Genomic DNA, 22309 nt, shown 5'->3' on the forward strand with positions numbered 1-22309 from the left:
CCTTACGATAATATCTTATTACAACTTTCTAAATAAGTAAATAATAAGAAACTTATGGATTATCATAAGTTTTCTTTATCTTTCTAAATTTGAATAGTGTCCATGCTCTTTATTAATACTATTACCATAAAGTAAAGCGCTCTTTCAGCGTATTACTTTACGTTCATATATGCTATGAACAACTCATGGTTCGTCTATAAAAAATCATTATAGAGGTGAAAAAAATGGGTAAAAGAAAAGCCAATCATATTATTTCAGGAATGAATGCTGCACCCGCACAAGGGCAAGGTGCTGGTTATAACGAAGAGTTTGCAAATGAGGCGTTAACTCCAGCAGAGCGACAAAATAATAAGAAACGTAAAAAGAATCAGTAACAAAAAAACCAAAAGGTATGTCTGCCTTTTGGTTTTTTTCTAATGCTTATAACGTAATAACTCCGAAACCGTTACAAATCGATATCCTTGCTTTTTAAGCTCAGGTAAAATTTTCGATAACGCCGCCACTGTTTGGCTACGATCACTTCCTCCATCGTGCAACAGTACAATATCTCCACTTTTAGCATGTTTCACAACATGATTTACAATGGACTCAGTACCTGGATTCGCCCAATCACGAGGGTCTTGATGCCACGACCATAGAACAGTTTGATAACCAGCTTCTTTAGCTGTTTTAAATACAGCATCGTTAATATATCCGCCTGGAGGACGGAACAACAAAGGTTCTTTCACCCATTTTTTAAAGTATTTCTTTCCATCTAAAATATCATTTTCTAATTTTTCATCTGATGAATTACTCGCATACAAATGATTCATCGTATGATTTCCAATTTCATGTCCCTCTTTTAACACTTGCTTTACTAAATATGGATTACGCTGCACACGGAATCCAATCATAAAAAAAGTCGCTTCCGCCTTATATTGATGTAATAAATCTAGAATTTGCGGCGTGTATGTTGGATCCGGACCATCATCAAATGTGATTGCAATGACCTTTTCATTATTTGGCACTTCCCACGTTACATAGCCTGTTGGCTCTAATTCTTTTCTTAACAACATTTTAGCTTCCACTTTATCCACTTGAAATATATGTACTGCACAAATTAAAGAAAAAATTAATAGAATAATTTTTTGTTTCTGCATATTAGCGCTAAAAGTTTTGAGGTTGTTGAATTCACAACAACCTCATTTACTTTTCTAATTGATCTACATTTCGCATAATATTTTGGAGATTATTTTCGTATTGCTCAAGTTGTGGACGTTGTGTTTCCGAAGCTACTTCTAGCGCATTTTGAATCTGTTCATACGCTTCCTGGACCTCTTGGCGTAATTCTTTTAAATCATGACCGTAGTTTGGATCATTTTTCACAATGTTATTGAATATATTTTCTGCTTGTGTAACTCCTTGCTGTGCAGCTTGAAAAGCTTGTTGTTTATCTTTATGATATGGCATTATATGATCCCCTTTCTGTAATAGTTAGTCCCCTTTATCTTTACCCTTTTTTCTAAAAACATTCTCGTATAAATTCGCAAACTTCTCTCATTCTAAATAGAAAGAGGAGGTGTCACATACAATGGGAAAAAACAATCGTGAATCGAAAGAAAAAAAAGGACAACCTGAACCATTAAGCGGGTCTCATAAAGTAAAAAACCGTAACCATTCACGCCAAAAAAATCATGCGCATCATGATATGTAAAACAAAACATTCACACTAGCTACCTTTGCCACATACAATGTTTATATTTTTCCATTTATTCTTCACCCCTGGTTCATTCATGCATAACATAGTATGAATTGAGATTTTACGGAGGGTGTCTTACATGGGCAAGAAAAAGAAGGATTGTCTTTTTCATGTTGATGGTTTCGAAGAATGGATGGATCAATTTTGTTCTGATTCTTGTAGTAATTTTAGTTTTCCAAATCAAATTCATATTGACCTTTGTGAAACAGAACAAGAATACATTTTGGAAACAGATGTACCAAATGTGACTGAACAAAATGTACTCATTAAAAAGATGGAGACAGGCCTAAACATATGCATACTTCATAAAAATACTTCTTTACAGCGGACCATTCCTTTACCCGCTAATATTATTTATAAGAAGATGCTAGCCTGCTTAGAGAATGGATTTTTAGCCATTCATATTTCCAAAAATGACGTTGCCGATAAGCATGAAAAGAAGATTCTTTTTTCAAATTGAGAGTTAACATAAATACAAAAATAAGCCCCAGTAACTTGCTGGGGCTTATTTTATTTCGCATGCATTTCTATATTAGAATTTCTATCATATCTTTTTTTCAATAAGCCTTTTGTAACTAAAAGTACAGGAAATGCTATAGTTGAAAATATAGCTAGCGCTGAAAATACTACAAATCCATTTTGGTACCCGTAATAATCGAGAAGTACTCCTCCAAACCAAGGACCAATTACTACTCCAATTCCTGAAAAGCCCATCGCTCCGAAGTATGTTCCTTTCAGATTGGAATCAGCGATCTCATCAATAAATACATCTGTCATTGAAAACATTAAAACTTCTCCAAATGTAAAAATAATTGTACAAATAGCTGCCTCTAACATGGATTCTACTAGTCCAAATCCAAACAATCCCCCGCTCACAAATAACGTTCCAACCATAATAGACGCTAATGGCGTATACTTTTTACACATTTGAATAACAGGGTATTGAATAACTACTACTGTAATTGCATTTAAAGCTAGCATATATGAAAACAACTTCACTCCATCCTGAAATATATGTGCATTTGCAAAATATTGAGATACTGTCGTGGTTAAATGTGAAAAACCACTATTACTCAAAATAATCCCGACTAAAGCAACTAAAAATACTACATCCTTTCGCAAAATACGAATTGCATTTAACATTGTAACAGACTTTTCTTTATTTATTTTCTTTCGTTCCAGTGGATACTTCTTAAATTGGAACGCCAATATAGCTGTATATAAAATGTAAACTCCAGCGGCTACTAAAAAAGGAATTGTTGATTTTGCACTTCCGAGCTGTATTCCAACAATTGGTCCAATCGCAACCCCAACATTTATTGCACCGTATCGTAAGTTATAGACGAGTAACCGATACTCTGGTTTCGTTAAATCTGATAACAATGCTCTTGACGTCGGTTCAAAAAAGGACCTACATAATCCATTCAAAGCATTTAATAAAAAGAAACTTAAAACATGATCTGCCACTGAAAAACCTATAAATACAAACACCCAAACGATCATGGAACATATTATAATCATCTTTCGGCCGAATCGATCCGATAAATTCCCTCCGATAAAGCTAGCAAAAACTCCAACAAGTGCACTCGTTCCGATAATAGCACCCGTCATTCCAGCTGATACCCCTTTAACAGTCGTTAAATAAATTGCTAAAAATGGAATACTCATTGACGTGGCGAACCTCGCAAATAAAGTCCCTATTATAATTGTCATTCCTAACGGATGAATATTCTGTAACTTCCCCTTCATCTTCAAACCTACTCTCCCTATTCTTACATAAAAAAAGAAAGCAAAGGATCTGCTTTCTTTTCCTTTTTTATACTTGAGATGTTTGTACCCGAGCTGTTCGCGTTATGTCCATATCAATTCCATATGTAAACTGTAATTCCTTACAAACATCTTTAATTAAAATCGCGACATTATACGTTTCATTAAATTGTAAAACTATGCTTTCTACTTCTTCGTATGTATACTTATATTCTCCTGTAATGACACTTTTTAAATCAAAGCATTCATTAATACAAAGTTGTACAAGTAGTTGGTCATATTTTTCTAGTACATCTTCTTTCTTCCAAAGTAACTCCTTTACATATAACCGATCAAATTTCACACTTTCTCGGTTACAATCCGTTAAAATCCGGGTCATTTCATTTAGTTCTCGATATAATTCAGAAATATTTCTGCTTAAACTAAGCAGTTTATCTACACCGTTTTCATATAACATATTCATTCCACCCCCGCATTTTCTTCTTATTATAGCAAGAAAATTCTAAAAATAGTTTCTTTCTTCTGAAATATTAGGAAACTAATTTCAATTGCTTTACAATGAAACTAGCTAACACGAAAGGGGAAAGAAAATTGGAGCAAAAATTATATTACATCGACGCTTATACGAAAGACTTTACTACTAAAATTATAAAGCAAGATTATGATAAAGAAGGTAACTTATATGTTGTTTTAAATGAAACAGCCTTTTATCCAACAGGCGGCGGACAACCACACGACACTGGAACTTTAAATGGTATTCCGGTAAGTAACGTTGAAGAAGTAAATGGAGAAATTCGTCATTTCATAGTAGAACAATTACATACAGAAGAAGTAGAGGGTAAAATAGATTGGGAGCGCCGTTTTGATCATATGCAGCAACATACAGCTCAGCACATTTTATCTGCTGCTTTTTGGGATCATTTTAACATACCAACAATTGGGTTTCACCTCGGAAAAGAAACGATAACAATTGATTTAGAAACGGAAAATCTGCATGCAGAAACAGTTGAAAAGGCTATGCAAATTGCCAACAAAATTGTTTTTGAAAACCATCCGATCCGTATAGAGTGGATGAACTTAGAAGAAGCGAAAACATTACCTCTTCGCAAAGAACCGACTATGACAGAAAATATACGCGTTGTTATTATCGAAAACTATGATTACAACGGCTGTGGCGGAACGCATCCGAAACACACTGGTGAAGTAGGTCCTATTCAAGTACTAGGATGGGAGCGCAATAAAGGTAGTATACGCTTAACGTTTATCGCTGGCTGGCGCACACTAAAATTAATGGGTCAACAACAACAAATTATGAAAGATGTTTCTAAACAATTAAACAGTAGTGAAGCTGATATTCCAGCAAAAGTATCCCAACTTCTTACATCCCAAAAAGAAAACGAAAAAGCACTACAAACAATGAATGAAAAACTATTATTTGCAGAGGCAAATGAACTACTGCAACAGCCTTTAGAAATACACGGTGGTATACTTATTTCTAAAGTATTTACAAACCGCCTTATGCAAGAAATTGCAAAACTGTCTGCTATTATTACAGAACAACAAGAACATGCAATTACATACTTCGTTATTGAAAATGAGGACAAATTACAATGTATTCTTGCTTGTGGTAAAGCAGTGACACTCGATATGAATGCTCTTTTAAAAGATGCCCTTCCTACAATTGAAGGAAAAGGCGGAGGAAATAAAAAGAGTGCTCGTGGTGGTGGGAAAGCAATTATGAGTGGGGATGAGTTTTTAAATCAACTTGTTTCTTCTTTACAGTCAGCAGTGTAGATCATTTTATGAGTGGGATGTCATTGAACTCGATGATATCCTCTTTGCTGCTTTGCTTCGTACATAGTAATACAGTAAATGAAATTATATTAACGATTTTTCAAATATATCTATCATAAATCAAAATATATCAACGATCCTATAAGAAATATCGATTGTCCAACGACATACGACAATAAACACAACTTATAGAGTAAGAGGAGGCTGCTCCAAAATAACAGCCTCCTTTTATGTTTACAAACCAATATTTTGTTTTAATCCTTGGTAACTTCCTGCGTTCAAGAACTTTTCAGATGCAAGTTTAATGAACTTCTCAGAAAAACCATATCTACTCAATTCTTTGATCGGTACCATTTGCACATCTTGAATTGGATTATGATCAAATTCATTTGATGGTAACGTAATTTCCCCTGTAATCCTTTCAAGCAGAAACGTAATATGCAATAAAGATGGGCTAGCATCTGGTTTATCACAAACATAGAGCAGCTTCTTAATTTTAACTTCTAACCCTGTTTCTTCTCTCATTTCTCGAATTATCGCTGCTTCTAACATTTCACCGTTCTCTACCCTTCCTCCAGGTAAAGACCAATTCCGATTAGCAATTTTTTGCTTTACTAGTAACACCTTTTCATCTTCAGTTAAAATTCCGGTAACACGAACTTGCATTACATTTTCCATATGTAATCTCCTCTTCCCATTATATTTACAAATTAATCCTTCCACAAAAAGAACGTACGTTTTATAATTAAAGAAAATTATGGAAGAAAGAAGTTGTTACATTCATGCGTCCGCCTTTAACAAAGTCTATATCACTTGAAGATTTCCAAAACTATTATTGGTTAAAAGCAGAACTGCAAACATTTTGTCGTGAACATGATTTTCCAGCTAGTGGCTCTAAGATCGAAATAACCGAGCGTATCTCCCATTATTTAACTACTGGTAAAATATTAAAAAACAGCTCCGGTCAAAAGGTGAGTAAAGCCTCCCTATCCTATAAAGACCTTTCCCTTCAAACTGTTATTACTAACAATCACCGCTGTAGCGAAGATGTTCGTGCTTTTTTCAAAGAAAAAATCGGAGCAAACTTCCGCTTTACAGTAGCTCTTCAAAAGTTTTTTAAAGCGAATGTTGGAAAAACATATGAAGACGCGATAACGTTTTGGTATGAAGAAAACGAACGAAAAAAAGATCCTACATACAAAACTACTATCAGCGCGCAGTTTGAATACAATCGCTTTACTCGTGACTTTTTCGAAGATCCAAATAACAAAGGAAAATCAAAAGCTGATGCTATCGCTGCTTGGAATGAAATAAAAGCAAAACCTGGTAGCAATGTTTATACTCCTCAAAAAATAGAAAACTAGTTTAGGAGCTAGTCTTCTATTTTTTCAAATAATAGAGCAAGCCCTATCCCGCCCCCAATTCCTAATGTCGCAACTCCATATTTCATATACTCTCTTTTAGCCTGATAAAACAAGCGCGTTACAAGCATAGCTCCAGACGCACCGTACGGATGCCCGAGCGCAATTGCACCACCATTTACATTTAATTTTTCGTACGGAATTTGTAACTCCTTTGCACATGCCACAATTTTTGAAGCAAATGCTTCATTTATTTCAAAATAATCTATATCCTCTACTTTTAAATTCATTTCATTTAATAATTTATTCACTGCAAATATCGGACCAGTTCCTGGAAGGTTTGGATCCACTCCAACTACAGCACTGCGAACGAAACGAAGAACAGGCTTGTATCCTAATTTCCGGGCTTGCCCCTCTTCCATTACAAGAACAGCACATGCCCCGTCATTTACACCACACGAATTTCCTGCTGTTACCGTTCCATTTTGTAAAAATACAGGTTTCGTTCTCTTAATCATTCTTTCATAATTCATTTCTCGCTTTATAGATTCATCTAATAATCCATTAAAATAATGAGGTAATATCTCTTCTTGTATATATCCTTTTTCTAATGCTTGCAGCGTTCTTTTATAGCTAAGACAAGCATATTCATCTTGTATTTCTCTCGTTATATTATACTGCTCTGCAACATACTCAGCGGCTAATCCCATATCTGGATCCCCAATTATTTCAGGCGAAAACCGTGCTCTATTTTGAAAAGGTGACGTACTTGTACTCTCTACTCCCCCAGCGATATAACAATTACCTGCCCCGCCCCCGATATAATGACACGCAGTACGAATGGCTTCTAATCCTGCACCACATTGCCGATCAATCGTTACACCAGGTATATGATAACCGAGCCCTGTTTCTAAAGCAGATAATCTTGCAACGTTACCTCCTGGTCCAACGACATTTCCTAATATGACATCATCTATTTCTCTCTCAATTCCTTTGCTTAGAAACGTAAGAAGTGGTGCTGCTAATTGCTGAACTTCATAATCTTTCAACATCCCGTTTTTTTTACCAATAGGTGTTCTTTTCGCTTCTACAATAACCGCCCTATTCATATATCTTTTCCCGGTTTTCAATCATACTTTTTGCTTCGATACGAGCAATCTTCCCGCTATTTGTATAAGGTATTTCATCAACAAAGTGCCATTCTTTCGGTATTTTAAAAGATGATAATCGTTGTAAGCAAAAACTCTTCAATTGTTGCTTTGTAGCACTTCCTTTTACGATAGCGACAAGCTTTTCACCCCAATAACTATCCTCTACACCAACTACAACTATTTCATCAACAGCTGGATGTGTCTGTAGCACACTCTCTATTTCTTCTGGATAAATATTGATTCCTCCAAATAAAATCATATTCTTCTCTCTTCCAACAATATATATAAAGCCTTCTTCATCTTGATAGCCTACATCTTGCACTGTCATCCAGCCATCTGCAGTCAACTTTTGAGCTAAAACACCATCTATTATGTATCCTATAAAAAACTGATCACTTTTCACATACACAGTTCCTATCTCGCCTGTCTGTACTTCTTCTCCTACTTCATTACATATTCGAACTTGTACATTATGACAAGGTTTCCCTACTGAATTCGGTTTTCTTTCACTCTCTTCATCGACCAATGCTGTTACAAAGCTTAGCTCAGACGCACCATAAAACTCATATCTTTTTGCATAAGGTAACATATTCTTCACCTTTTCTTTCGCTTCAGCTTCCCATTTCGCTCCTGACGAAATAATTTTCATTTCATTTTCTATTACTCTATTTTCTTTATATAAAGACTCAAGCATCGTCGGTACATTATACATGACCGAAATATTTTCAGTTTCTAACTTAGCCAACACTTGATTTGGAATGAATTTTCTCATAATATGTACGGTTTGCCCTAAATACAATGCACTTATTGCTCCATATAAGAACAAAGAATGAACAAACGTCCCAGCTATTAAAATAGAATCTTTCTTTTTCATATGAAAGTCATGTACATTACACTCAAAACTATGAACCCACGATTGTTGTCCACGTAAAAATGCCTTCGCCTTCCCTGTCGATCCTGATGTAAATCCCATATAAAAAGGAGCATTTTCTACATTTTCTAAAGGTGGATTGGTAGTTGGATAATTCTCTATCATTATTTTCCATTCATCAATTTCAATTACTCTTCCTTCTTCATCCGATATATCATTTAACTTGTACCGTTCTGTCACCATCATATCTGGATTACTGATGGCTAGCCTTTCCTTTAGCTCACCCTGCTTCCATTTTATATCTAATGGTACACAAATCCATCCAGCCATAGCAGCACCAGCAAATAGTTGTAAAAATTCTATACGATTTTCTAGTACAATTGCTATAGTTTTATTCTTCGATTCTGTTGCGCGCAACCAGTTTGTTACTTTACAAACTGAATTAAACCACTCTTTATATGTTAATACTCTATCATTTTCCTTTATCGCTATTTTATTCGGTTGTAAAGAGGCATGCTGTTTATATTCTTTTGTAATCCCCATATGAGACGTCCTTTCTTTACAAAATAATAAAAAGAAACACGCAATTAGCGTGTTTCTTCTCTCTTATCCCGCATTTGTATATTTTCTATTCTTCAAAGCGGGCGTAATAATATGTTTCAATGAACGATGTAACCTTGTCACAAGAATTGCTGCTATAATCGCTTTTATGCAATCACCTGGTAAAAATACAACACTCACTTTCATCGTTTCCCATACGGAAATATCCATTACGAAAGCTTGTACAATGATACCAAATACATAAACTACGAAAATACCACCAATTATATTAATGCATAATACTTTTATAATAGAAACTTCACGTAAACGTTCAATTAAATAACCAATTACAAATGCTCCTGCAATATAACCAAGTAAATATCCTGCACTTGGCCCAACAAATACGCCAGGCCCCCCGCGTCCACCTGCAAGTAGTGGTGCTCCAACTCCTACAATAAGTAAGAAAATAAGCTGACTTAGTGCACCTAGACGTGATCCTAGCAATCCACCTGCAAGCATGACTCCAAGCGATTGCAATGTAATAGGAACAGGTGTAATAGAAAGAGCAATCGGAGGTATTAACCCTAACACTCCCATAATAGAACTAAATAAAGCGACGAAAACTAAGTTTTTTGTATTCATATTTGCTTCTCCTATTTGTAAACTTAAAATCCATTTCAGATAACATATTATAGGGGTTATATTATCTTCCTATTCACCTTTTGTCAACTTTATTTTATTTTAAGTTAACAAATATAAGTTCAATTATTTCTCTTTATGCAAATGCTCAAGTTCTTTCCGAAGCGCCTGTTTTAAAAACTTCCCAACAGATGTTTTCGGAATTTCCTCCATAAATACAATATCGTCTGGTAACCACCACTTCGCAAACTGTGGTTTTAAAAATTCATATAGTTCTTCTTTTGTAACAGTACTATTTTTCTTTTGTACAACACAGGCAACTGGACGCTCTTGCCACTGCGGGTGTGGGATTGCAACGACAGCCGCTTCAAATATAGCGTCATGTGCCATTAGAGCATTTTCAAGGTCAACTGAGGAAATCCATTCTCCCCCGCTTTTAATAACATCCTTCGTACGATCAACAATCTTTACGCACCCTTCCTCGTCAACCGTAACGACATCTCCTGTATATAACCACCCATCTCGAAAACCTTCGACAGTACGATCATCGTTATAATAGCTTGCAGCGATCCATGGCGCTCGTAAACATAGTTCTCCCATCTCCGTACCGTCCCACTTCACTTCCCCATTTGTACCGACTACTTTCATCTCTACACCAGGGACAAGATATCCTTGTTTCGATCTTATCTCAAGTTGTTCTTCATACGCCAAATCTGTTTCATAGCTTTTTAGACGTGCAAGCGTTACGAGTGGACTTGTTTCAGTCATTCCATATGCATGTACGAAAGGAACATTATATTTTTGCTCAAACGCTTTAATAACACTTTTCGGTGCAGCTGCGCCTCCGCATAGTAATCTCGTTATACTAGATAAATCGAAACTATTATTTTCTAACTCTTGTAAAACACCAAGCCAAATTGTCGGCACACCTGCAGCTATCGTTACTTTTTCAGTTTGAATCATTTCTAATAAAATTTTCGGCGTAAACATCGGTCCCGGAAGAACTTGTTTTGCCCCAAACCAAGTAGCCGCAAAAGGAAGTCCCCAAGCGTTCACATGAAACATTGGCACAATAGCCATTGCTGCATCACTTTCCGATAAAGCCGTCGTATCCGCTAATCCGAGTGCCATACAGTGCAACACTGTACTGCGATGTGTATAAACAACACCTTTTGGATTCCCTGTAGTCGCTGACGTATAACACATACCAGCAGGTGTGTTTTCATCAATATCTTTAGCAAACTGGAAATCCGGGTCGCCTTCTTCTAAAAGTTTCTCATAATGATATACAGGTTGAAGTGTAGTTTTTGGGAGTTCCTCTTTATCAGTCATAATAATATATGCTTGTACAGTCGATAATTCAGACTGAATATTCTCAATGAGTGGTACAAGATCTTCATCAATAAGTAAAATACGATCTTCTGCATGTTGAATAATGTATGAAATATGTTGAGGAGATAAACGAATATTAATTGTGTGTAAAACAGAAGCAATACCTGGAATAGCAAAATATGCCTCCACATGTCGATGATGATTCCACGCTAACGTTCCTATGCGCTCGCCTTCTTTAATTCCGAGCTTTTTTAACGCACTTGAAAGTCTTCTTGTCCTTTCCCCTAGCTGCTTATACGTTAATGTCGTAACTGTATCATGTGTCCGTGAAATGATTTCTTTCTTTGGGAATAGTTTTTCTGCCCTTTCCATCATAGAACTAATTGTTAGAGGTACATTCATCATCATATTGTTTACATCCTCCCTTTAAAGCGTTTTCATTTCGTTCATTATAACAGACTTCTACAAATAATTACGACATTTTTCTGTATTTTCTGAATTATTTCTTTGGAAATAATTCTAATAAATAAGAACCATGTTTTGAATACATACGATACAAAACATGGTTCTCTCCTATTTAAAAACTATCTACCTTTTTCCTTACTTTCTTTTTTAATTTGAAAATGAAACGATTACTGTACTCTTCATTTTCAACTAAAATTTTATACGTTTCTAACACTCCTAAAACGCGAACGAAAAGATAGAAACCTATAGCAATAAGAACAACACAGTAGGGATAATATTGTACTAACTCTCCTGAAGTGATATGCTTTTTCTCAAACAAAAATGGTATTGCACCCGCTGCTATGAAACAAAGTCCAACAATTACTACTACAGCATATTTCTTTTTAATAGTCGCATATCTTTTTGTCAATTCTTTTAAAAAGTTTGGATCAAATAGTAGTTCTTCCTTTTTCAATACATTGTATCGACTCTCTTCTATCGTTACAGGTACCATAATCGCTCCAATTCCAAGGACAGCAATAATAATGATAAGGAATGTAGACATTGTTGGATCTTCTTTAAATAATAAATACGGTATTGTAGATAAAATAAGCAAACTAAACCCTAATGCGATATATTTAGAAATTTTTTGCCCATATACTATATACCCTTCTGCCATTTCCTTACTTACATAATAACCATGTTCCTTTTCATTACTTTGCTCAGCAGTTTCTTTTAATAAGTAATCAAGCGATACTTCAAATACATTTCCAATCATTATTAGCTTTTCAGTTTCTGGAAAACCTTGACCGTTTTCCCATTTACTAACCGCTTGCCTTGTCGTGTTTAATTTCTCAGCTAATGCTTCTTGAGAAAGGCCTTTTTCCTTTCTTAATTTAAAAAGTTTCTCACCAAATCCCATATGTGTGTCCCCCCTTGTTTTCTTAACTAAATTGTATGTAAACATTGCCCCTATTTCTATCTTCCTGCGGTTGCACTTTGTCAACTTACGGTTGCGATTATGTTATATGGCGGTTTTGTATACGTTTTAGCTGTTTTTCTTCTATGATTATGGCGTTAATAAAACAACCCCTCTCAATAACCAATTATAACAATTAAAGGTAATTATTGTTATAAAAAAACCCAAAAAACTCCTTTATTCATTTAAAGGAGTTTTCGTTATGAACCATTCTAAGATGACTACTTTTTCTTCTATATATTTTTCTGTGTCATGTAATGAATGATGAGCATCTCATACAGTATATGTTTTTATCTCTTTTTTTAAGGCGTACTCATATATATGTAAAATTTCACTTTTATTAAATTAACTTAATGTAATATGTTTCGTATACGACATTTTATATTACCACTTCTCAACAATCATAACGGCTTCTGCTTAAACTTTTCATAATTCCGCACCTTTAATGAAAGGATATTCCCGCAATCTGTACAAATATAAGCATCTACTGGTGAAGATGTGAACATCGTCTCCTTTTTCCGTATTTGTGCATAACCGATAAACTCACCTTCTCCTATGTTTTGAGAACCGCAATGAGAGCATGTCTGCACGTCTTTCTGTTTCATGAGAGCACCACCTTTAATCTGTTTCCACTCCCTTCGACAGTTAACTTCCATTTCCCTTCCAAAAAACCTCTTATTCTCTTACATTTCAACAGGAATCTCAGAACGAAAATCGTATATGTACTATGAACTATATTAATTGACGGAGGAATCTTATGAGTACTATTATGACATTCAATGCAGCACAAGAAATTGAAAACGCAGAAATAGATATGCTATCTTCTAGATTAAAGGCATTACAAGCGATGTCAGAAAATCCAATGCAAGTACAATTGAAAAAGTTTGGGAGTGCTACTGCCTTTTCATCAAAAATAATCGCTGGTCCTACTTTTAACACAGTAAAGGGCATTGCATTTACAAATACAGACGAGATAGATGAAATCATCTCTTATTATCAATCACTACAAATCCCTTGCCGTTTTGAAATTACACCGGCTCAAGGCACAACTGAACTATTTCAATACTTATCTCAAAAAGACTTTTACCAATCTAGCTTCCATACCGCTTTATATAGTATACCGGGACAAGATTTTTCGCTCCCCCCTTCTAACATTTCAGTACGCAAACTGAAAGAAAATGAGTTTCATACTTTTGCAGACATTTATGTTCAGGGCTTTAACATGCCTTCATTTACAAAAGATGGCGTTCGTCGAAATAATGAAATTCTTTACAATCAGCCTGGGTGGCATTTTTTCATAGCCGAAGTTCAAAACACTCCAGCTAGTATAGGGGTACTCTACATAAATAAAGGTGTCGCCTCACTAGCTGCTTCTGCTACTTTACCAGAATTTCAACGTAAAGGTTGTCATACTGCATTAATTCAAAAACGGATTGAGACCGCTGTTGAATCCAATTGCAATTTAATAGTTGGACAAGCTCGCTTTGGTAGCGGCAGTCAAAATAATATGGAACGTGCCCATATGAAAATCGCTTATACGAAATCGATATGGACTGCAAAAGACATGTAATTAACATTCTTTCTATTACAACCTTATACATTTTATCCCACTATTCGTCGGGCTGCCCGTAAAAGCCCGATTGGTGAGGGCTGATAATCAGTGGAGGATGAACAAAACCCCCACTGATTAAATTTTCACTTTATGACAATTCCTTTTCTATCCCATCAATCATTTGAATATTCAAACAAGATTTGTTACGCTATTACTAGATACATCATTCAACTTGCAATATGAAAAGAGAATTCTACTCAAACTACAAGGAGGAGAAATGTATGACTAAACATGATTATGGTTTAAAAGAAAAAGTAGAAGGTGCCATTGATAAGGTAAAAGGCGAAGTAAAAGAAGTTGTTGGGAAAGTAACTGACAATAAAAAATTACAAGCCGAAGGAAAATGGGATAAAGTAAAAGGTAATGCAAAAGATACTGTCGGTAATATAAAAGAGAAAATACATGAATATAAAGAAAACAAATAAAAAAGAGCCATCTGGCTCTTTTTTATTTACCCTCATTCTTCTCTAACACATATAAATCTTCTTCAATATTCGTTAATTTCTCACTTACAAGTTTTCTTGCATCTCCAATTGCTTGATTGTATGCAAATGGTCCTACTAACTTTATCATTTCTTCTATTAAACGTTCTGCTTGGAAACGTCCAATCTCATCTAAATCTTCTTCAACGAAAAATTGCTGAATTTGTGCTACAAGCTCTTCTTTTTTATCATTTGGTATTTTTATGTTCATCATCATTCGTTACTCCTCTATATTTAAGATAATACTTTTCTTAACTCTACCATAGAAAAGCGATTTCCTGGACAAGTTTTTGTAACCCCTTCTAACTCCCTATGGCCGAGTATATTTCCTTTCTCTATGGCAAACTGCTTCATAAACATTTTACATAAAGAATATAATGAATTCATTTGCGGGGTAGTAGGATCATATTTATCAAAATTTCCCGTCATACATATTCCAATTGTGTCACTATTATTATCTTTCGCATGTGCTCCAATATGTAAACCTCGCCCTTCGACTACAGTTCCATCTTCTTCAATAAAATAATTGTAACCAATACCGCTCCATCCTCGTACTTTTTGATGAAATTCATGGGTTTTATACACATCCCATCCATCTTCTGACGTATGGTGGATAATAAGCTTATTTACTTTTTCTAAAGGGACTAACTCATCTTGAAATGTTAAATTTGCACATTTAATTTCCATATGAACGTCCTCCTCTTAAAAATCAATCATAATAACTGTTTTATCATCTGGTCTTATTCTATTTTCCCCTTCTAACTCTTCAATGATTGCTACATATTCTTTTATACTATTCTTTCTTATATATGCTACAGTTTGTTCTAACGACCACTCTGGGTGGAACAATCCATCTGAACAAATAAAGATCCCACTTACGTCAGCTACATGTAATTCTCCATGTTGTAAATAGGTCATCGCTTCCTTCATACCATTTGCGACTGAATAGCCATTTGGCATATTTGCAAGATAACGATTGTATTTCAACTGTTCCCGAACCTCCTGAAAAATTTGTTCTTCCGGGACTGGTAAACCTTTTTTTCGATCCTCTTCTCTCTTCTTTTTTGCACGTTTACTAATTCCTTGAACTGTATCTTTCGTTAATACTTGCATCGTTCCATTTTGAAGGATTGCGACAATCATACAATCACCTAGCTGTGCATATTCCAGTTTTTCGTCAACTATTCGAACTGCCGCAACACATGTACACCACAAATGATCTTTTTTTCTCGTATCAACCTTATAGTCTAGCATCTTGTTCTGTAATAACGCATTCGCTTTTTCCACTTCAACTTTTAAACTATTAATCTCCCGTAATGAAGTAAAATGACTTACAAATAAATGCGAAGCGATGTATGCTCCATTATGTCCCTTTTCATCACGAAACGGGACAAGCGGTGTTGCGCCATCACATACACCGTACATCATGTTATGCTCATTACAAAAAAATGAATCCTCACATTCTTGTTTTAAAGGGCTTTTCTGTTGATACGTCATTATCTCCATTTTTGTATCCCCTTCCACTTTTAAAAAATCAAACTTTTTAGACTACTCCGATTTCCCGAAATAAACTGTTTTTACCCAAAACTTTCAATTTCATATATAATCTTGAAATAATATGATTATTTAGTGAAGGACGGGAAAGAGATGGTCAGATTTCTTGGTGTTATTTTTGGTTCTATTATTATTGCAATTGCCTTTAATCTTTTCCTTATCCCCCATAAAATTTTAAGTAGTGGAATTGGCGGAATTGCTATTGTTTTAGGAATTGCAACCCCTGTGAACACAGGTATTATTAACTTTGTATTGAACTTACCTATCCTCATTTTAGGATACATAGGTCTTGGAAAAAAAGTAATTTTTAACACAGTTGTCTCTGTAATTGTATTATCTGTTGCACTATATTATATTCCTGTAAAAGTCGTGGCAACAGACCCACTTTTATCATCTGTATTTGGCGGTGTCATCGCCGGAGCTGGTATTGGTCTTGTCTTTAACTGCCATGGTTCAACTGGTGGATTTGATATTATCGGTATGTTGTTATCTCGTAAGCGAGATATTAAACTTGGTGGATTCCTTATTGCATTAAATACTGTTGTTGTTGTCATTGCAGGATTTTTCTTCACTTGGGATGTTGCCCTTACAAGCTTACTTTCAATTTATGTAACTGGTAAAGTAATTGATGCCGTTCATACGAAGCATCGTAAAGTTACACTTATGATTGTAACAAATCAAGCAGAAGAAATGAAAAAAAAGCTTCTTTCAACTGTAGTACGCGGAATTACATTACTGGATGGTGAAGGTGCTTATTCAAACGAGAAAAAACGTGTACTTATGACAGTCGTTTCTCGTGAAGAGTTAGCAAGTATGAAACTAACGATTTCCGAAATTGATCCTCATGCATTCGTTAATATTACGGAGACTGTTGAAGTATTAGGATTGTTTAGAAAAGCGTAAAAAACTAGGTGGACCTCCACCTAGTTTTTATTTTCCATAAATTCAATTCGATTTCCAAACGGATCTGACACGTAAAATCTAATCACATCTGGTCGTGCATTATCATCTATTATTTCAACACCTTGCTTTATTAACTCTTGTTTAAATTCATTAATTTTCAAAACATAAAAAGCTGGATGCGCTTTTTTAGCTGGATTAAAGTTTTGTTCAACTCCGATATGAATCTCTTGATTTCCACACTTAAACCAACACCCACCACGCTTCTTTAATTCCTCTGGTTTGGGGATTTCCTCCATACCAATTTTATTACCATAAAATTCTCGTGCTTCTTCTTCACATCCTACGGGCGCGGCTACTTGTACATGATCAATTCCTTGAATATAATTTTTCATATTCCTTCCCCCTCTTCTATTCTAATGTTATAACGAAAATACATTCATGTAACTTAGAAAAAATTAATAAAGCAATATAAGATTCTCTTATTATCACCTTTTTTTACCTTACACTAAAAATAAAAAAGAAAATTTATTATATAATTTCCATTTTTTATAGAAATACACATTGCACCTATATTATAGTTAGTACTAGATTAATCTTTTTAGATGCTAGTTGTACGGAGGAAATATTATGAGTCGTAAAAAATATTCATCTACTCAAAAAAAGCGTCATCCGAACGTATCTGGACGCTTGCGAAACCATATACAAAATCGTTCTTTAGCAGAAATGTATGCATCTCTTTTTGAACATAATCCTGATAGTATTATTTCATTGAATTTAGAAGGAGTTATTTTACATATTAACCCCGCTGCTGAAAGAATATTGGGTTATACTTCTAGCGAATTAGAGCGAAAAATAATCACTTCTATTTTAGAAGCACATATTTTTGATCAAGTACTACAATACATAAAAAATACTGCAGCTGACAATCAAAAAGAGTATATCGTCTCTATTTATCATAAAGACGGATATTCACTAGATGTCGTAACAAAATTAGTTCCTATTTTTGTTGAAAACCGTTTAACAGGTGTATACGCCATTATGAAACCCCTTGAAAAATCAGAAAGAATTGAGAAAACATTACAAGAGAGCGAGAAACGATTACGCACATTAATGAATTCAATGCCTGCGTTTGTTATTTTTAAGGATCATGAAGGGCGCTGGCTTGAAGCGAATGACTATGCACTTTCTTGTTTCAATTTCCATAACGTTCCTTATCATGGAAAAAGAGATAATGAACTCATTCAATATAACGAAGCGTATCGGGAAGCTTTTTTGCATTGTGAAGAAGTTGATGAACTAACATGGCAAAAAGGACAAATTCTTCACGGAGAGGAATTTATTATACATAGAGATGATTTCGACCTAATTTTAAGTATTTCAAAGGTCCCACTCTTCCACCCTGATGGCTCACGCAAAGGTCTTATAGTGATGGGAAGGGACGTTACCGAACTAAAAAAAACTGAAAAGTTATTACGAAAATCCGAAAAGCTTGCAGTAGTAGGACAACTGACAGCTGGAATTGCCCATGAAATTAGAAACCCACTCACTTCATTAAAAGGATTTTTAACATTATTGCATCCAGAAATAAATGAGGAAAATAAATGGTATGTGGACGTTATGTTGAGTGAAATTTCACAAATGGAATCTATAACAAGCCAATTTATGGCGATGTCTAAACCACAAGTGTTATCTATTCATACATGCAACGTACAGGCATTAATTGAAGAAGTTGTAACTTTTATTTTACCAACAGCAATTATGCATAGCGTTCATATCATCATGGATCATTTCGATTATATTTCTGACATTCAATGTGACAGTAATCAATTAAAACAAGTTTTTATTAACATATTAAAAAACGCAATCGAGGCGATGCCTGATGGTGGTAACATATTCATTCAAACAGCTTCGTTAGAAAATGATTTTGTTTCAATACGCATTATTGATGAAGGTTGTGGGATTCCTGAAGAGCGCATGGCTCGTCTTGGCGAACCTTTTTATAGCTTGAAAGAAAAAGGAACTGGCCTCGGCTTAATGATGTGCTATAAAATCATTCAAGAGCATCACGGTAAATTATTCATTTCCAGTGAATTAAACATAGGAACAACTGTCGATATCCAATTACCGATTGCTACAGCCCAGCCTGTAACAAACTCTTAACTATGCTACATTAATATAGTAAAAGACATCTGTTATAAGTAGTTGGGTTATTGTGGAAAACATCTACACTAATACGTTAAAAAGCTCAAAGTCCCTATATGACTCTGAGCTTTATTTTTGTAAACGATTTATTTTATTAAATCCACTCTTTTCCATGTTCACGAATAAACTGAATATCATTTTCATAATGTTCAAGATGCCCTTCATCTATCATCTTTTGGAAGTTCATATCGCCTTCTAGTGCTTTTCTTTTCATGTATTTACATAATCCCTCTAATCGTAGCAATACCATCTCCAGATAATCTTCTTCCATACCCCCACCGTAAGATTCAAAAAATAATTTAACCCTTTGCTTTATACGATCCGCATGCTGTAATGAACTATAATAAACTGCCTCACCTGTTTCTTTATAATAAACTCTACTTAATGGGACACAAGTGTAAAGAGTATAGGCTATGTCCCAAAGTCTTGGTCCAGGACCAGCAACATCAAAATCAATAATACCTACTGGTTTTTCGTTATTAAAAATAATGTTGTATATTGCAAAATCATTATGGCATACAACCTCTATTTTATTTGGAGTATTATCCATCGGTTTCCAATCATCTGATAACGGGAAATCACTCACAGCATCATGATAAAGACGGAGCATCTTCGCTATTTCTTTTAAAACATCATTAGACCACATGTACTCTTTTAAAGGATAATTACCGGCTTTCCCTTCAATAAATGATAATATCTCTCTATCTTTATCATCAATACCTAAAAACTTTGGTGCATAACTAAAACCTTTGTTTTCCAAATGTTTTAATAGCTTATGAATTTTCGTACTGCCTTTCTTTAATTCTCGTCGAACAGTATCTTCCGAACGATATACGTTTGAAACATTCCCTCCCGTTAGCATTTCTTCATTTTCGTAGTTTGCCATCTAATAGTTTCCCCCTCATTATTAGAAAAATCCACACTCCTGCTCATTAACAAACAGGAACCCCTTTACTTTTCTTTATATTTTAACATAGTTTTCCTATTCTCTTTTAATCCCTTAAATTACAACAAAAAACGGGTATAAAATCATAAAGATTTTATACCCGTTTTAGTCTATCATTTATGCCTGTGAAACCATTTTTTCATACCATTCTGTTGCCTTCTCTACTTCACCAATCGTTAATTGATGCCCTCTATTTTCCCAATGCATTGTTACATTAGCATTTGCGTTTTCTAATAGCATCTTCAATTCCTCTGACTCAGAAGGTGAACAAATTGGATCATTTGTTCCAGCAGCAATAAACACCGCTTTCTCTACTAAATTAGGAAGTTCTATCCCTCTTCTTGGGACCATTGGATGATGAAGAATAGCACCTTTTAATGCATTTTCATAATGGAATAATAAACTCGCTGCAATATTTGCTCCATTTGAATACCCAACAGCTACGATATTATCTCTATCAAATTCATATGTTTTTGCTGCTTCATTTAAAAATTCATTTAATTCCTTAGTACGGAAAACAAGATCCTCTTCATCAAAAATACCTTCTGCTAATCGGCGGAAGAAACGAGGCATACCATTTTCTAATACATTTCCACGAACACTTAATACAGAAGCTTTTGGATCAATTCTTTCTGCAAGCGGTAATAGATCTAACTCATTACCACCTGTACCATGAAGTAATAACAATACTGGTTTTGACGTATCTTTTCCTTTTTGAAAAACATGTTTCATCATAATTCTTTTCCCCTTCCAATCACTTTAGTCTAAATTTCTCACTTCAAATGGTAAAAGTGTTTGTTCAATCTGTTTTCTATGTGTTTCATATCGCTCCGGTAACTTTAAATCCTCACCCATCGTCTCTAAAGATTCGTCATGGGCAAAACCAGGAGGGTCTGTTGCAATTTCAAATAAAATTTCCCCGTGTTCTCTAAAATAAATCGCATTAAAATAATTTCGATCTTGCACAGGAGTTACACCGTACCCAAAGCGAGATACATGTTCTCTCCAATCTAGTTGATCAGCATCGTCGCTCGCTCTCCAAGCAATATGATGAACTGTACCAACGCCCATCTGACCGCGTCCGATTGTTGATAATTTTAAATCAATAATATTTCCAATATCAGCAGAAGAACGGAATCGAACAAATTCACCCTCTTCTCCAATTTTCTCAAGACCCATAACATGCTCTAATAATTCAGCTGTTTTTTGAGGTTGTGCAGATAAAAGAACAGCTCCGCCAAATCCTTTAATTGCTACTTCTGGTGTGACTTCTCCAAAATTCCAATTATTTAATTCGCCCTCTTCTCTTTCAACTAATTCTATATGTAAACCGTGTGGATCATCAAATTCTATATACTGTTCTCCAAATCGAATCATCTTTGTATACGAAACATCAAATTTTTCTAATCTATTTTCCCAAAACTCCATTGCATCTTTTGGCACAACATAAGAAGTAATTCCTACTTGACCGTCTCCAATAATTCCTTGGCGAGCACCTGCCCATGGGAAAAATGTAATAATTGTTCCAGGTTTTCCTCCTTCATTACCAAAATAAAGATGGTACGTACCTGGATCATCAAAATTCACTGTTTGTTTCACTAAACGTAACCCTAATACACCAGCATAAAAGTCTACGTTTTCTTGTGGATGTCCTACAATTGCTGTAATATGATGGATTCCCATTGTTTTCTTTTCCATTTCTTCCACTCCTTTTTTATTTCATTACAAAAAACGTTTATTCGCTAAATTTCATTATTCATTTTGTCCATATGATAAAGTTCAATCCGCAATACTATCTTTTTCAAAATTGAGGTATTTCTCTAAAGAACTAACACATTTCATTCAGCTCAGAAATTATCTCGAATTCGAGATAATTTACAAAAAAATTACAGTTCTTACAATATGCTTAGTTTAACATTATTTAAAATAATTTTTTATTGTTTTGACTACCCTTAAAATTTATCTTGAATTCGAGATTTATTATAATCTAATTA

General features: G+C 34.8%; 27 protein-coding genes. 9 read left to right on the forward strand and 18 right to left on the reverse strand.

The window, feature by feature from the left end:
• The first annotated feature begins 224 nt into the window (after nt 1–224).
• Entirely contained in the window at nt 225–374 is a 150-nt protein-coding gene (gene sspO, locus BAQ49_RS26185; RefSeq protein ID WP_071747673.1) for a small acid-soluble spore protein SspO, read from the forward strand.
• A 39-nt stretch (nt 375–413) separates the two neighbouring features.
• On the opposite strand, the gene pdaB is transcribed toward sspO, so the two are convergent.
• Together pdaB and BAQ49_RS26195 are read right to left on the reverse strand one after the other, a co-directional pair.
• The gene (gene pdaB / locus BAQ49_RS26190) at nt 414–1139 is read right to left on the reverse strand and encodes a polysaccharide deacetylase family sporulation protein PdaB (RefSeq protein WP_116733504.1); all 726 of its coding nucleotides are present in this window, start codon (nt 1137–1139) and stop codon (nt 414–416) included.
• 46 nt (nt 1140–1185) lie between these two features.
• Nucleotides 1186–1449 (reverse strand): hypothetical protein, encoded by a 264-nt coding sequence (locus tag BAQ49_RS26195; protein ID WP_001146298.1) that lies wholly within the window; start codon nt 1447–1449, stop codon nt 1186–1188.
• A gap of 121 nt (nt 1450–1570) precedes the next feature.
• Between BAQ49_RS26195 and BAQ49_RS26200 the strand changes: the two genes are divergently transcribed.
• Nucleotides 1571–1693 (forward strand): small acid-soluble spore protein P, encoded by a 123-nt coding sequence (locus BAQ49_RS26200; RefSeq protein ID WP_000517651.1) that lies wholly within the window; start codon nt 1571–1573, stop codon nt 1691–1693.
• Nucleotides 1694–1817: 124 nt separating this feature from the next.
• A complete protein-coding gene (locus tag BAQ49_RS26205; RefSeq protein WP_071747675.1) occupies nt 1818–2198 on the forward strand; it encodes an Hsp20/alpha crystallin family protein in 381 nt (126 codons plus the stop codon).
• Nucleotides 2199–2248: 50 nt separating this feature from the next.
• On the opposite strand, the gene BAQ49_RS26210 is transcribed toward BAQ49_RS26205, so the two are convergent.
• Complete coding sequence (locus BAQ49_RS26210; protein WP_071747676.1) at nt 2249–3487, reverse strand: MDR family MFS transporter; 1239 nt, start codon at nt 3485–3487, stop codon at nt 2249–2251.
• Between the two features lie 67 nt (nt 3488–3554).
• Nucleotides 3555–3962, reverse strand: coding sequence for a hypothetical protein (locus BAQ49_RS26215; RefSeq protein WP_071747677.1), 408 nt, complete (start codon nt 3960–3962; stop codon nt 3555–3557).
• 134 nt (nt 3963–4096) lie between these two features.
• Here BAQ49_RS26215 and BAQ49_RS26220 point away from each other — a divergent pair, with 134 nt between their 5' ends.
• Nucleotides 4097–5299, forward strand: coding sequence for an alanyl-tRNA editing protein (locus tag BAQ49_RS26220; protein WP_165616082.1), 1203 nt, complete (start codon nt 4097–4099; stop codon nt 5297–5299).
• Nucleotides 5300–5533: 234 nt separating this feature from the next.
• On the opposite strand, the gene BAQ49_RS26225 is transcribed toward BAQ49_RS26220, so the two are convergent.
• The gene (locus BAQ49_RS26225; RefSeq protein WP_071747679.1) at nt 5534–5977 is read right to left on the reverse strand and encodes an NUDIX hydrolase; all 444 of its coding nucleotides are present in this window, start codon (nt 5975–5977) and stop codon (nt 5534–5536) included.
• Between the two features lie 104 nt (nt 5978–6081).
• Here BAQ49_RS26225 and BAQ49_RS26230 point away from each other — a divergent pair, with 104 nt between their 5' ends.
• Nucleotides 6082–6663 (forward strand): DUF6434 domain-containing protein, encoded by a 582-nt coding sequence (locus BAQ49_RS26230; protein WP_071747680.1) that lies wholly within the window; start codon nt 6082–6084, stop codon nt 6661–6663.
• A gap of 8 nt (nt 6664–6671) precedes the next feature.
• Here the strand turns inward: BAQ49_RS26230 and BAQ49_RS26235 are convergent, their stop codons facing one another.
• From BAQ49_RS26235 to BAQ49_RS26260, 6 genes are all read right to left on the reverse strand, one after another.
• Nucleotides 6672–7769: an acetyl-CoA C-acyltransferase gene (locus BAQ49_RS26235; RefSeq protein WP_071747681.1), complete on the reverse strand. Its 1098-nt coding sequence runs from the start codon at nt 7767–7769 to the stop codon at nt 6672–6674.
• On the reverse strand, nt 7762–9225 hold the full coding sequence (locus tag BAQ49_RS26240; protein WP_071747682.1) for an acyl-CoA synthetase: 1464 nt from the start codon (nt 9223–9225) through the stop codon (nt 7762–7764). Before BAQ49_RS26240 ends, BAQ49_RS26235 begins: the two co-directional genes overlap by 8 nt.
• 63 nt (nt 9226–9288) lie before the next feature.
• Nucleotides 9289–9864 (reverse strand): biotin transporter BioY, encoded by a 576-nt coding sequence (locus BAQ49_RS26245; protein WP_071747683.1) that lies wholly within the window; start codon nt 9862–9864, stop codon nt 9289–9291.
• 123 nt (nt 9865–9987) lie between these two features.
• Entirely contained in the window at nt 9988–11601 is a 1614-nt protein-coding gene (locus tag BAQ49_RS26250) for a long-chain fatty acid--CoA ligase (protein WP_071747684.1), read from the reverse strand.
• 169 nt (nt 11602–11770) lie between these two features.
• Nucleotides 11771–12559 (reverse strand): helix-turn-helix domain-containing protein, encoded by a 789-nt coding sequence (locus tag BAQ49_RS26255; RefSeq protein WP_071747685.1) that lies wholly within the window; start codon nt 12557–12559, stop codon nt 11771–11773.
• 458 nt (nt 12560–13017) lie between these two features.
• A complete protein-coding gene (locus BAQ49_RS26260) occupies nt 13018–13221 on the reverse strand; it encodes a hypothetical protein (protein WP_012261408.1) in 204 nt (67 codons plus the stop codon).
• Between the two features lie 152 nt (nt 13222–13373).
• Here BAQ49_RS26260 and BAQ49_RS26265 point away from each other — a divergent pair, with 152 nt between their 5' ends.
• Entirely contained in the window at nt 13374–14186 is an 813-nt protein-coding gene (locus BAQ49_RS26265) for a GNAT family N-acetyltransferase (RefSeq protein ID WP_071747686.1), read from the forward strand.
• A gap of 263 nt (nt 14187–14449) precedes the next feature.
• Nucleotides 14450–14653 (forward strand): CsbD family protein, encoded by a 204-nt coding sequence (locus BAQ49_RS26270; protein WP_071747687.1) that lies wholly within the window; start codon nt 14450–14452, stop codon nt 14651–14653.
• A gap of 22 nt (nt 14654–14675) precedes the next feature.
• Here BAQ49_RS26270 and BAQ49_RS26275 read toward each other — a convergent pair whose 3' ends face one another.
• From BAQ49_RS26275 to BAQ49_RS26285, 3 genes are read right to left on the reverse strand one after another with little or no spacing between them, the layout of a single operon-like run.
• On the reverse strand, nt 14676–14927 hold the full coding sequence (locus tag BAQ49_RS26275; protein WP_002066602.1) for a DUF2164 domain-containing protein: 252 nt from the start codon (nt 14925–14927) through the stop codon (nt 14676–14678).
• 17 nt (nt 14928–14944) lie between these two features.
• Entirely contained in the window at nt 14945–15397 is a 453-nt protein-coding gene (locus tag BAQ49_RS26280; RefSeq protein ID WP_071747688.1) for a peptidoglycan recognition protein family protein, read from the reverse strand.
• A 15-nt stretch (nt 15398–15412) separates the two neighbouring features.
• Nucleotides 15413–16216, reverse strand: coding sequence for a protein phosphatase 2C domain-containing protein (locus BAQ49_RS26285; protein WP_071747689.1), 804 nt, complete (start codon nt 16214–16216; stop codon nt 15413–15415).
• A gap of 141 nt (nt 16217–16357) precedes the next feature.
• Here BAQ49_RS26285 and BAQ49_RS26290 point away from each other — a divergent pair, with 141 nt between their 5' ends.
• A complete protein-coding gene (locus BAQ49_RS26290) occupies nt 16358–17167 on the forward strand; it encodes a YitT family protein (RefSeq protein ID WP_071747690.1) in 810 nt (269 codons plus the stop codon).
• Nucleotides 17168–17187: 20 nt separating this feature from the next.
• Here the strand turns inward: BAQ49_RS26290 and BAQ49_RS26295 are convergent, their stop codons facing one another.
• Nucleotides 17188–17559 carry a VOC family protein gene (locus BAQ49_RS26295; protein WP_071747691.1) on the reverse strand — a complete coding sequence of 124 codons (372 nt, stop codon included), beginning with the start codon at nt 17557–17559 and terminating at the stop codon, nt 17188–17190.
• A 235-nt stretch (nt 17560–17794) separates the two neighbouring features.
• Here BAQ49_RS26295 and BAQ49_RS26305 point away from each other — a divergent pair, with 235 nt between their 5' ends.
• Entirely contained in the window at nt 17795–19327 is a 1533-nt protein-coding gene (locus BAQ49_RS26305) for a BA3702 family sensor histidine kinase (protein ID WP_071747692.1), read from the forward strand.
• A 136-nt stretch (nt 19328–19463) separates the two neighbouring features.
• Here the strand turns inward: BAQ49_RS26305 and BAQ49_RS26310 are convergent, their stop codons facing one another.
• The 3 genes from BAQ49_RS26310 to BAQ49_RS26320 form a co-directional block, all read right to left on the reverse strand.
• The gene (locus tag BAQ49_RS26310) at nt 19464–20255 is read right to left on the reverse strand and encodes a phosphotransferase (protein WP_071747693.1); all 792 of its coding nucleotides are present in this window, start codon (nt 20253–20255) and stop codon (nt 19464–19466) included.
• 177 nt (nt 20256–20432) lie between these two features.
• Nucleotides 20433–21047, reverse strand: a complete 615-nt coding sequence (locus tag BAQ49_RS26315) for an alpha/beta hydrolase (protein ID WP_116733507.1) — start codon at nt 21045–21047, stop codon at nt 20433–20435.
• Nucleotides 21048–21074: 27 nt separating this feature from the next.
• Complete coding sequence (locus BAQ49_RS26320; RefSeq protein ID WP_071747695.1) at nt 21075–22013, reverse strand: ring-cleaving dioxygenase; 939 nt, start codon at nt 22011–22013, stop codon at nt 21075–21077.
• Between the last annotated feature and the right edge of the window lie 296 nt (nt 22014–22309).

The sequence above is a fragment of the Bacillus proteolyticus genome, from assembly GCF_001884065.1.
Classification (GTDB): domain Bacteria; phylum Bacillota; class Bacilli; order Bacillales; family Bacillaceae_G; genus Bacillus_A; species Bacillus_A proteolyticus.

Coding starts and splice junctions, on each gene's coding strand:
- sspO (WP_071747673.1), top strand. CDS start 225: ATGGGTAAAAGAAAAGCCAATCATATTATTTCAGGAATGAATGCTGCA.
- pdaB (WP_116733504.1), bottom strand. CDS start 1,139: ATGCAGAAACAAAAAATTATTCTATTAATTTTTTCTTTAATTTGTGCA.
- BAQ49_RS26195 (WP_001146298.1), bottom strand. CDS start 1,449: ATGCCATATCATAAAGATAAACAACAAGCTTTTCAAGCTGCACAGCAA.
- BAQ49_RS26200 (WP_000517651.1), top strand. CDS start 1,571: ATGGGAAAAAACAATCGTGAATCGAAAGAAAAAAAAGGACAACCTGAA.
- BAQ49_RS26205 (WP_071747675.1), top strand. CDS start 1,818: ATGGGCAAGAAAAAGAAGGATTGTCTTTTTCATGTTGATGGTTTCGAA.
- BAQ49_RS26210 (WP_071747676.1), bottom strand. CDS start 3,487: ATGAAGGGGAAGTTACAGAATATTCATCCGTTAGGAATGACAATTATA.
- BAQ49_RS26215 (WP_071747677.1), bottom strand. CDS start 3,962: ATGTTATATGAAAACGGTGTAGATAAACTGCTTAGTTTAAGCAGAAAT.
- BAQ49_RS26225 (WP_071747679.1), bottom strand. CDS start 5,977: ATGGAAAATGTAATGCAAGTTCGTGTTACCGGAATTTTAACTGAAGAT.
- BAQ49_RS26230 (WP_071747680.1), top strand. CDS start 6,082: ATGCGTCCGCCTTTAACAAAGTCTATATCACTTGAAGATTTCCAAAAC.
- BAQ49_RS26235 (WP_071747681.1), bottom strand. CDS start 7,769: ATGAATAGGGCGGTTATTGTAGAAGCGAAAAGAACACCTATTGGTAAA.
- BAQ49_RS26240 (WP_071747682.1), bottom strand. CDS start 9,225: ATGGGGATTACAAAAGAATATAAACAGCATGCCTCTTTACAACCGAAT.
- BAQ49_RS26245 (WP_071747683.1), bottom strand. CDS start 9,864: ATGAATACAAAAAACTTAGTTTTCGTCGCTTTATTTAGTTCTATTATG.
- BAQ49_RS26250 (WP_071747684.1), bottom strand. CDS start 11,601: ATGATGATGAATGTACCTCTAACAATTAGTTCTATGATGGAAAGGGCA.
- BAQ49_RS26255 (WP_071747685.1), bottom strand. CDS start 12,559: ATGGGATTTGGTGAGAAACTTTTTAAATTAAGAAAGGAAAAAGGCCTT.
- BAQ49_RS26260 (WP_012261408.1), bottom strand. CDS start 13,221: ATGAAACAGAAAGACGTGCAGACATGCTCTCATTGCGGTTCTCAAAAC.
- BAQ49_RS26265 (WP_071747686.1), top strand. CDS start 13,374: ATGAGTACTATTATGACATTCAATGCAGCACAAGAAATTGAAAACGCA.
- BAQ49_RS26270 (WP_071747687.1), top strand. CDS start 14,450: ATGACTAAACATGATTATGGTTTAAAAGAAAAAGTAGAAGGTGCCATT.
- BAQ49_RS26275 (WP_002066602.1), bottom strand. CDS start 14,927: ATGATGATGAACATAAAAATACCAAATGATAAAAAAGAAGAGCTTGTA.
- BAQ49_RS26280 (WP_071747688.1), bottom strand. CDS start 15,397: ATGGAAATTAAATGTGCAAATTTAACATTTCAAGATGAGTTAGTCCCT.
- BAQ49_RS26285 (WP_071747689.1), bottom strand. CDS start 16,216: ATGGAGATAATGACGTATCAACAGAAAAGCCCTTTAAAACAAGAATGT.
- BAQ49_RS26290 (WP_071747690.1), top strand. CDS start 16,358: ATGGTCAGATTTCTTGGTGTTATTTTTGGTTCTATTATTATTGCAATT.
- BAQ49_RS26295 (WP_071747691.1), bottom strand. CDS start 17,559: ATGAAAAATTATATTCAAGGAATTGATCATGTACAAGTAGCCGCGCCC.
- BAQ49_RS26305 (WP_071747692.1), top strand. CDS start 17,795: ATGAGTCGTAAAAAATATTCATCTACTCAAAAAAAGCGTCATCCGAAC.
- BAQ49_RS26310 (WP_071747693.1), bottom strand. CDS start 20,255: ATGGCAAACTACGAAAATGAAGAAATGCTAACGGGAGGGAATGTTTCA.
- BAQ49_RS26315 (WP_116733507.1), bottom strand. CDS start 21,047: ATGAAACATGTTTTTCAAAAAGGAAAAGATACGTCAAAACCAGTATTG.
- BAQ49_RS26320 (WP_071747695.1), bottom strand. CDS start 22,013: ATGGAAAAGAAAACAATGGGAATCCATCATATTACAGCAATTGTAGGA.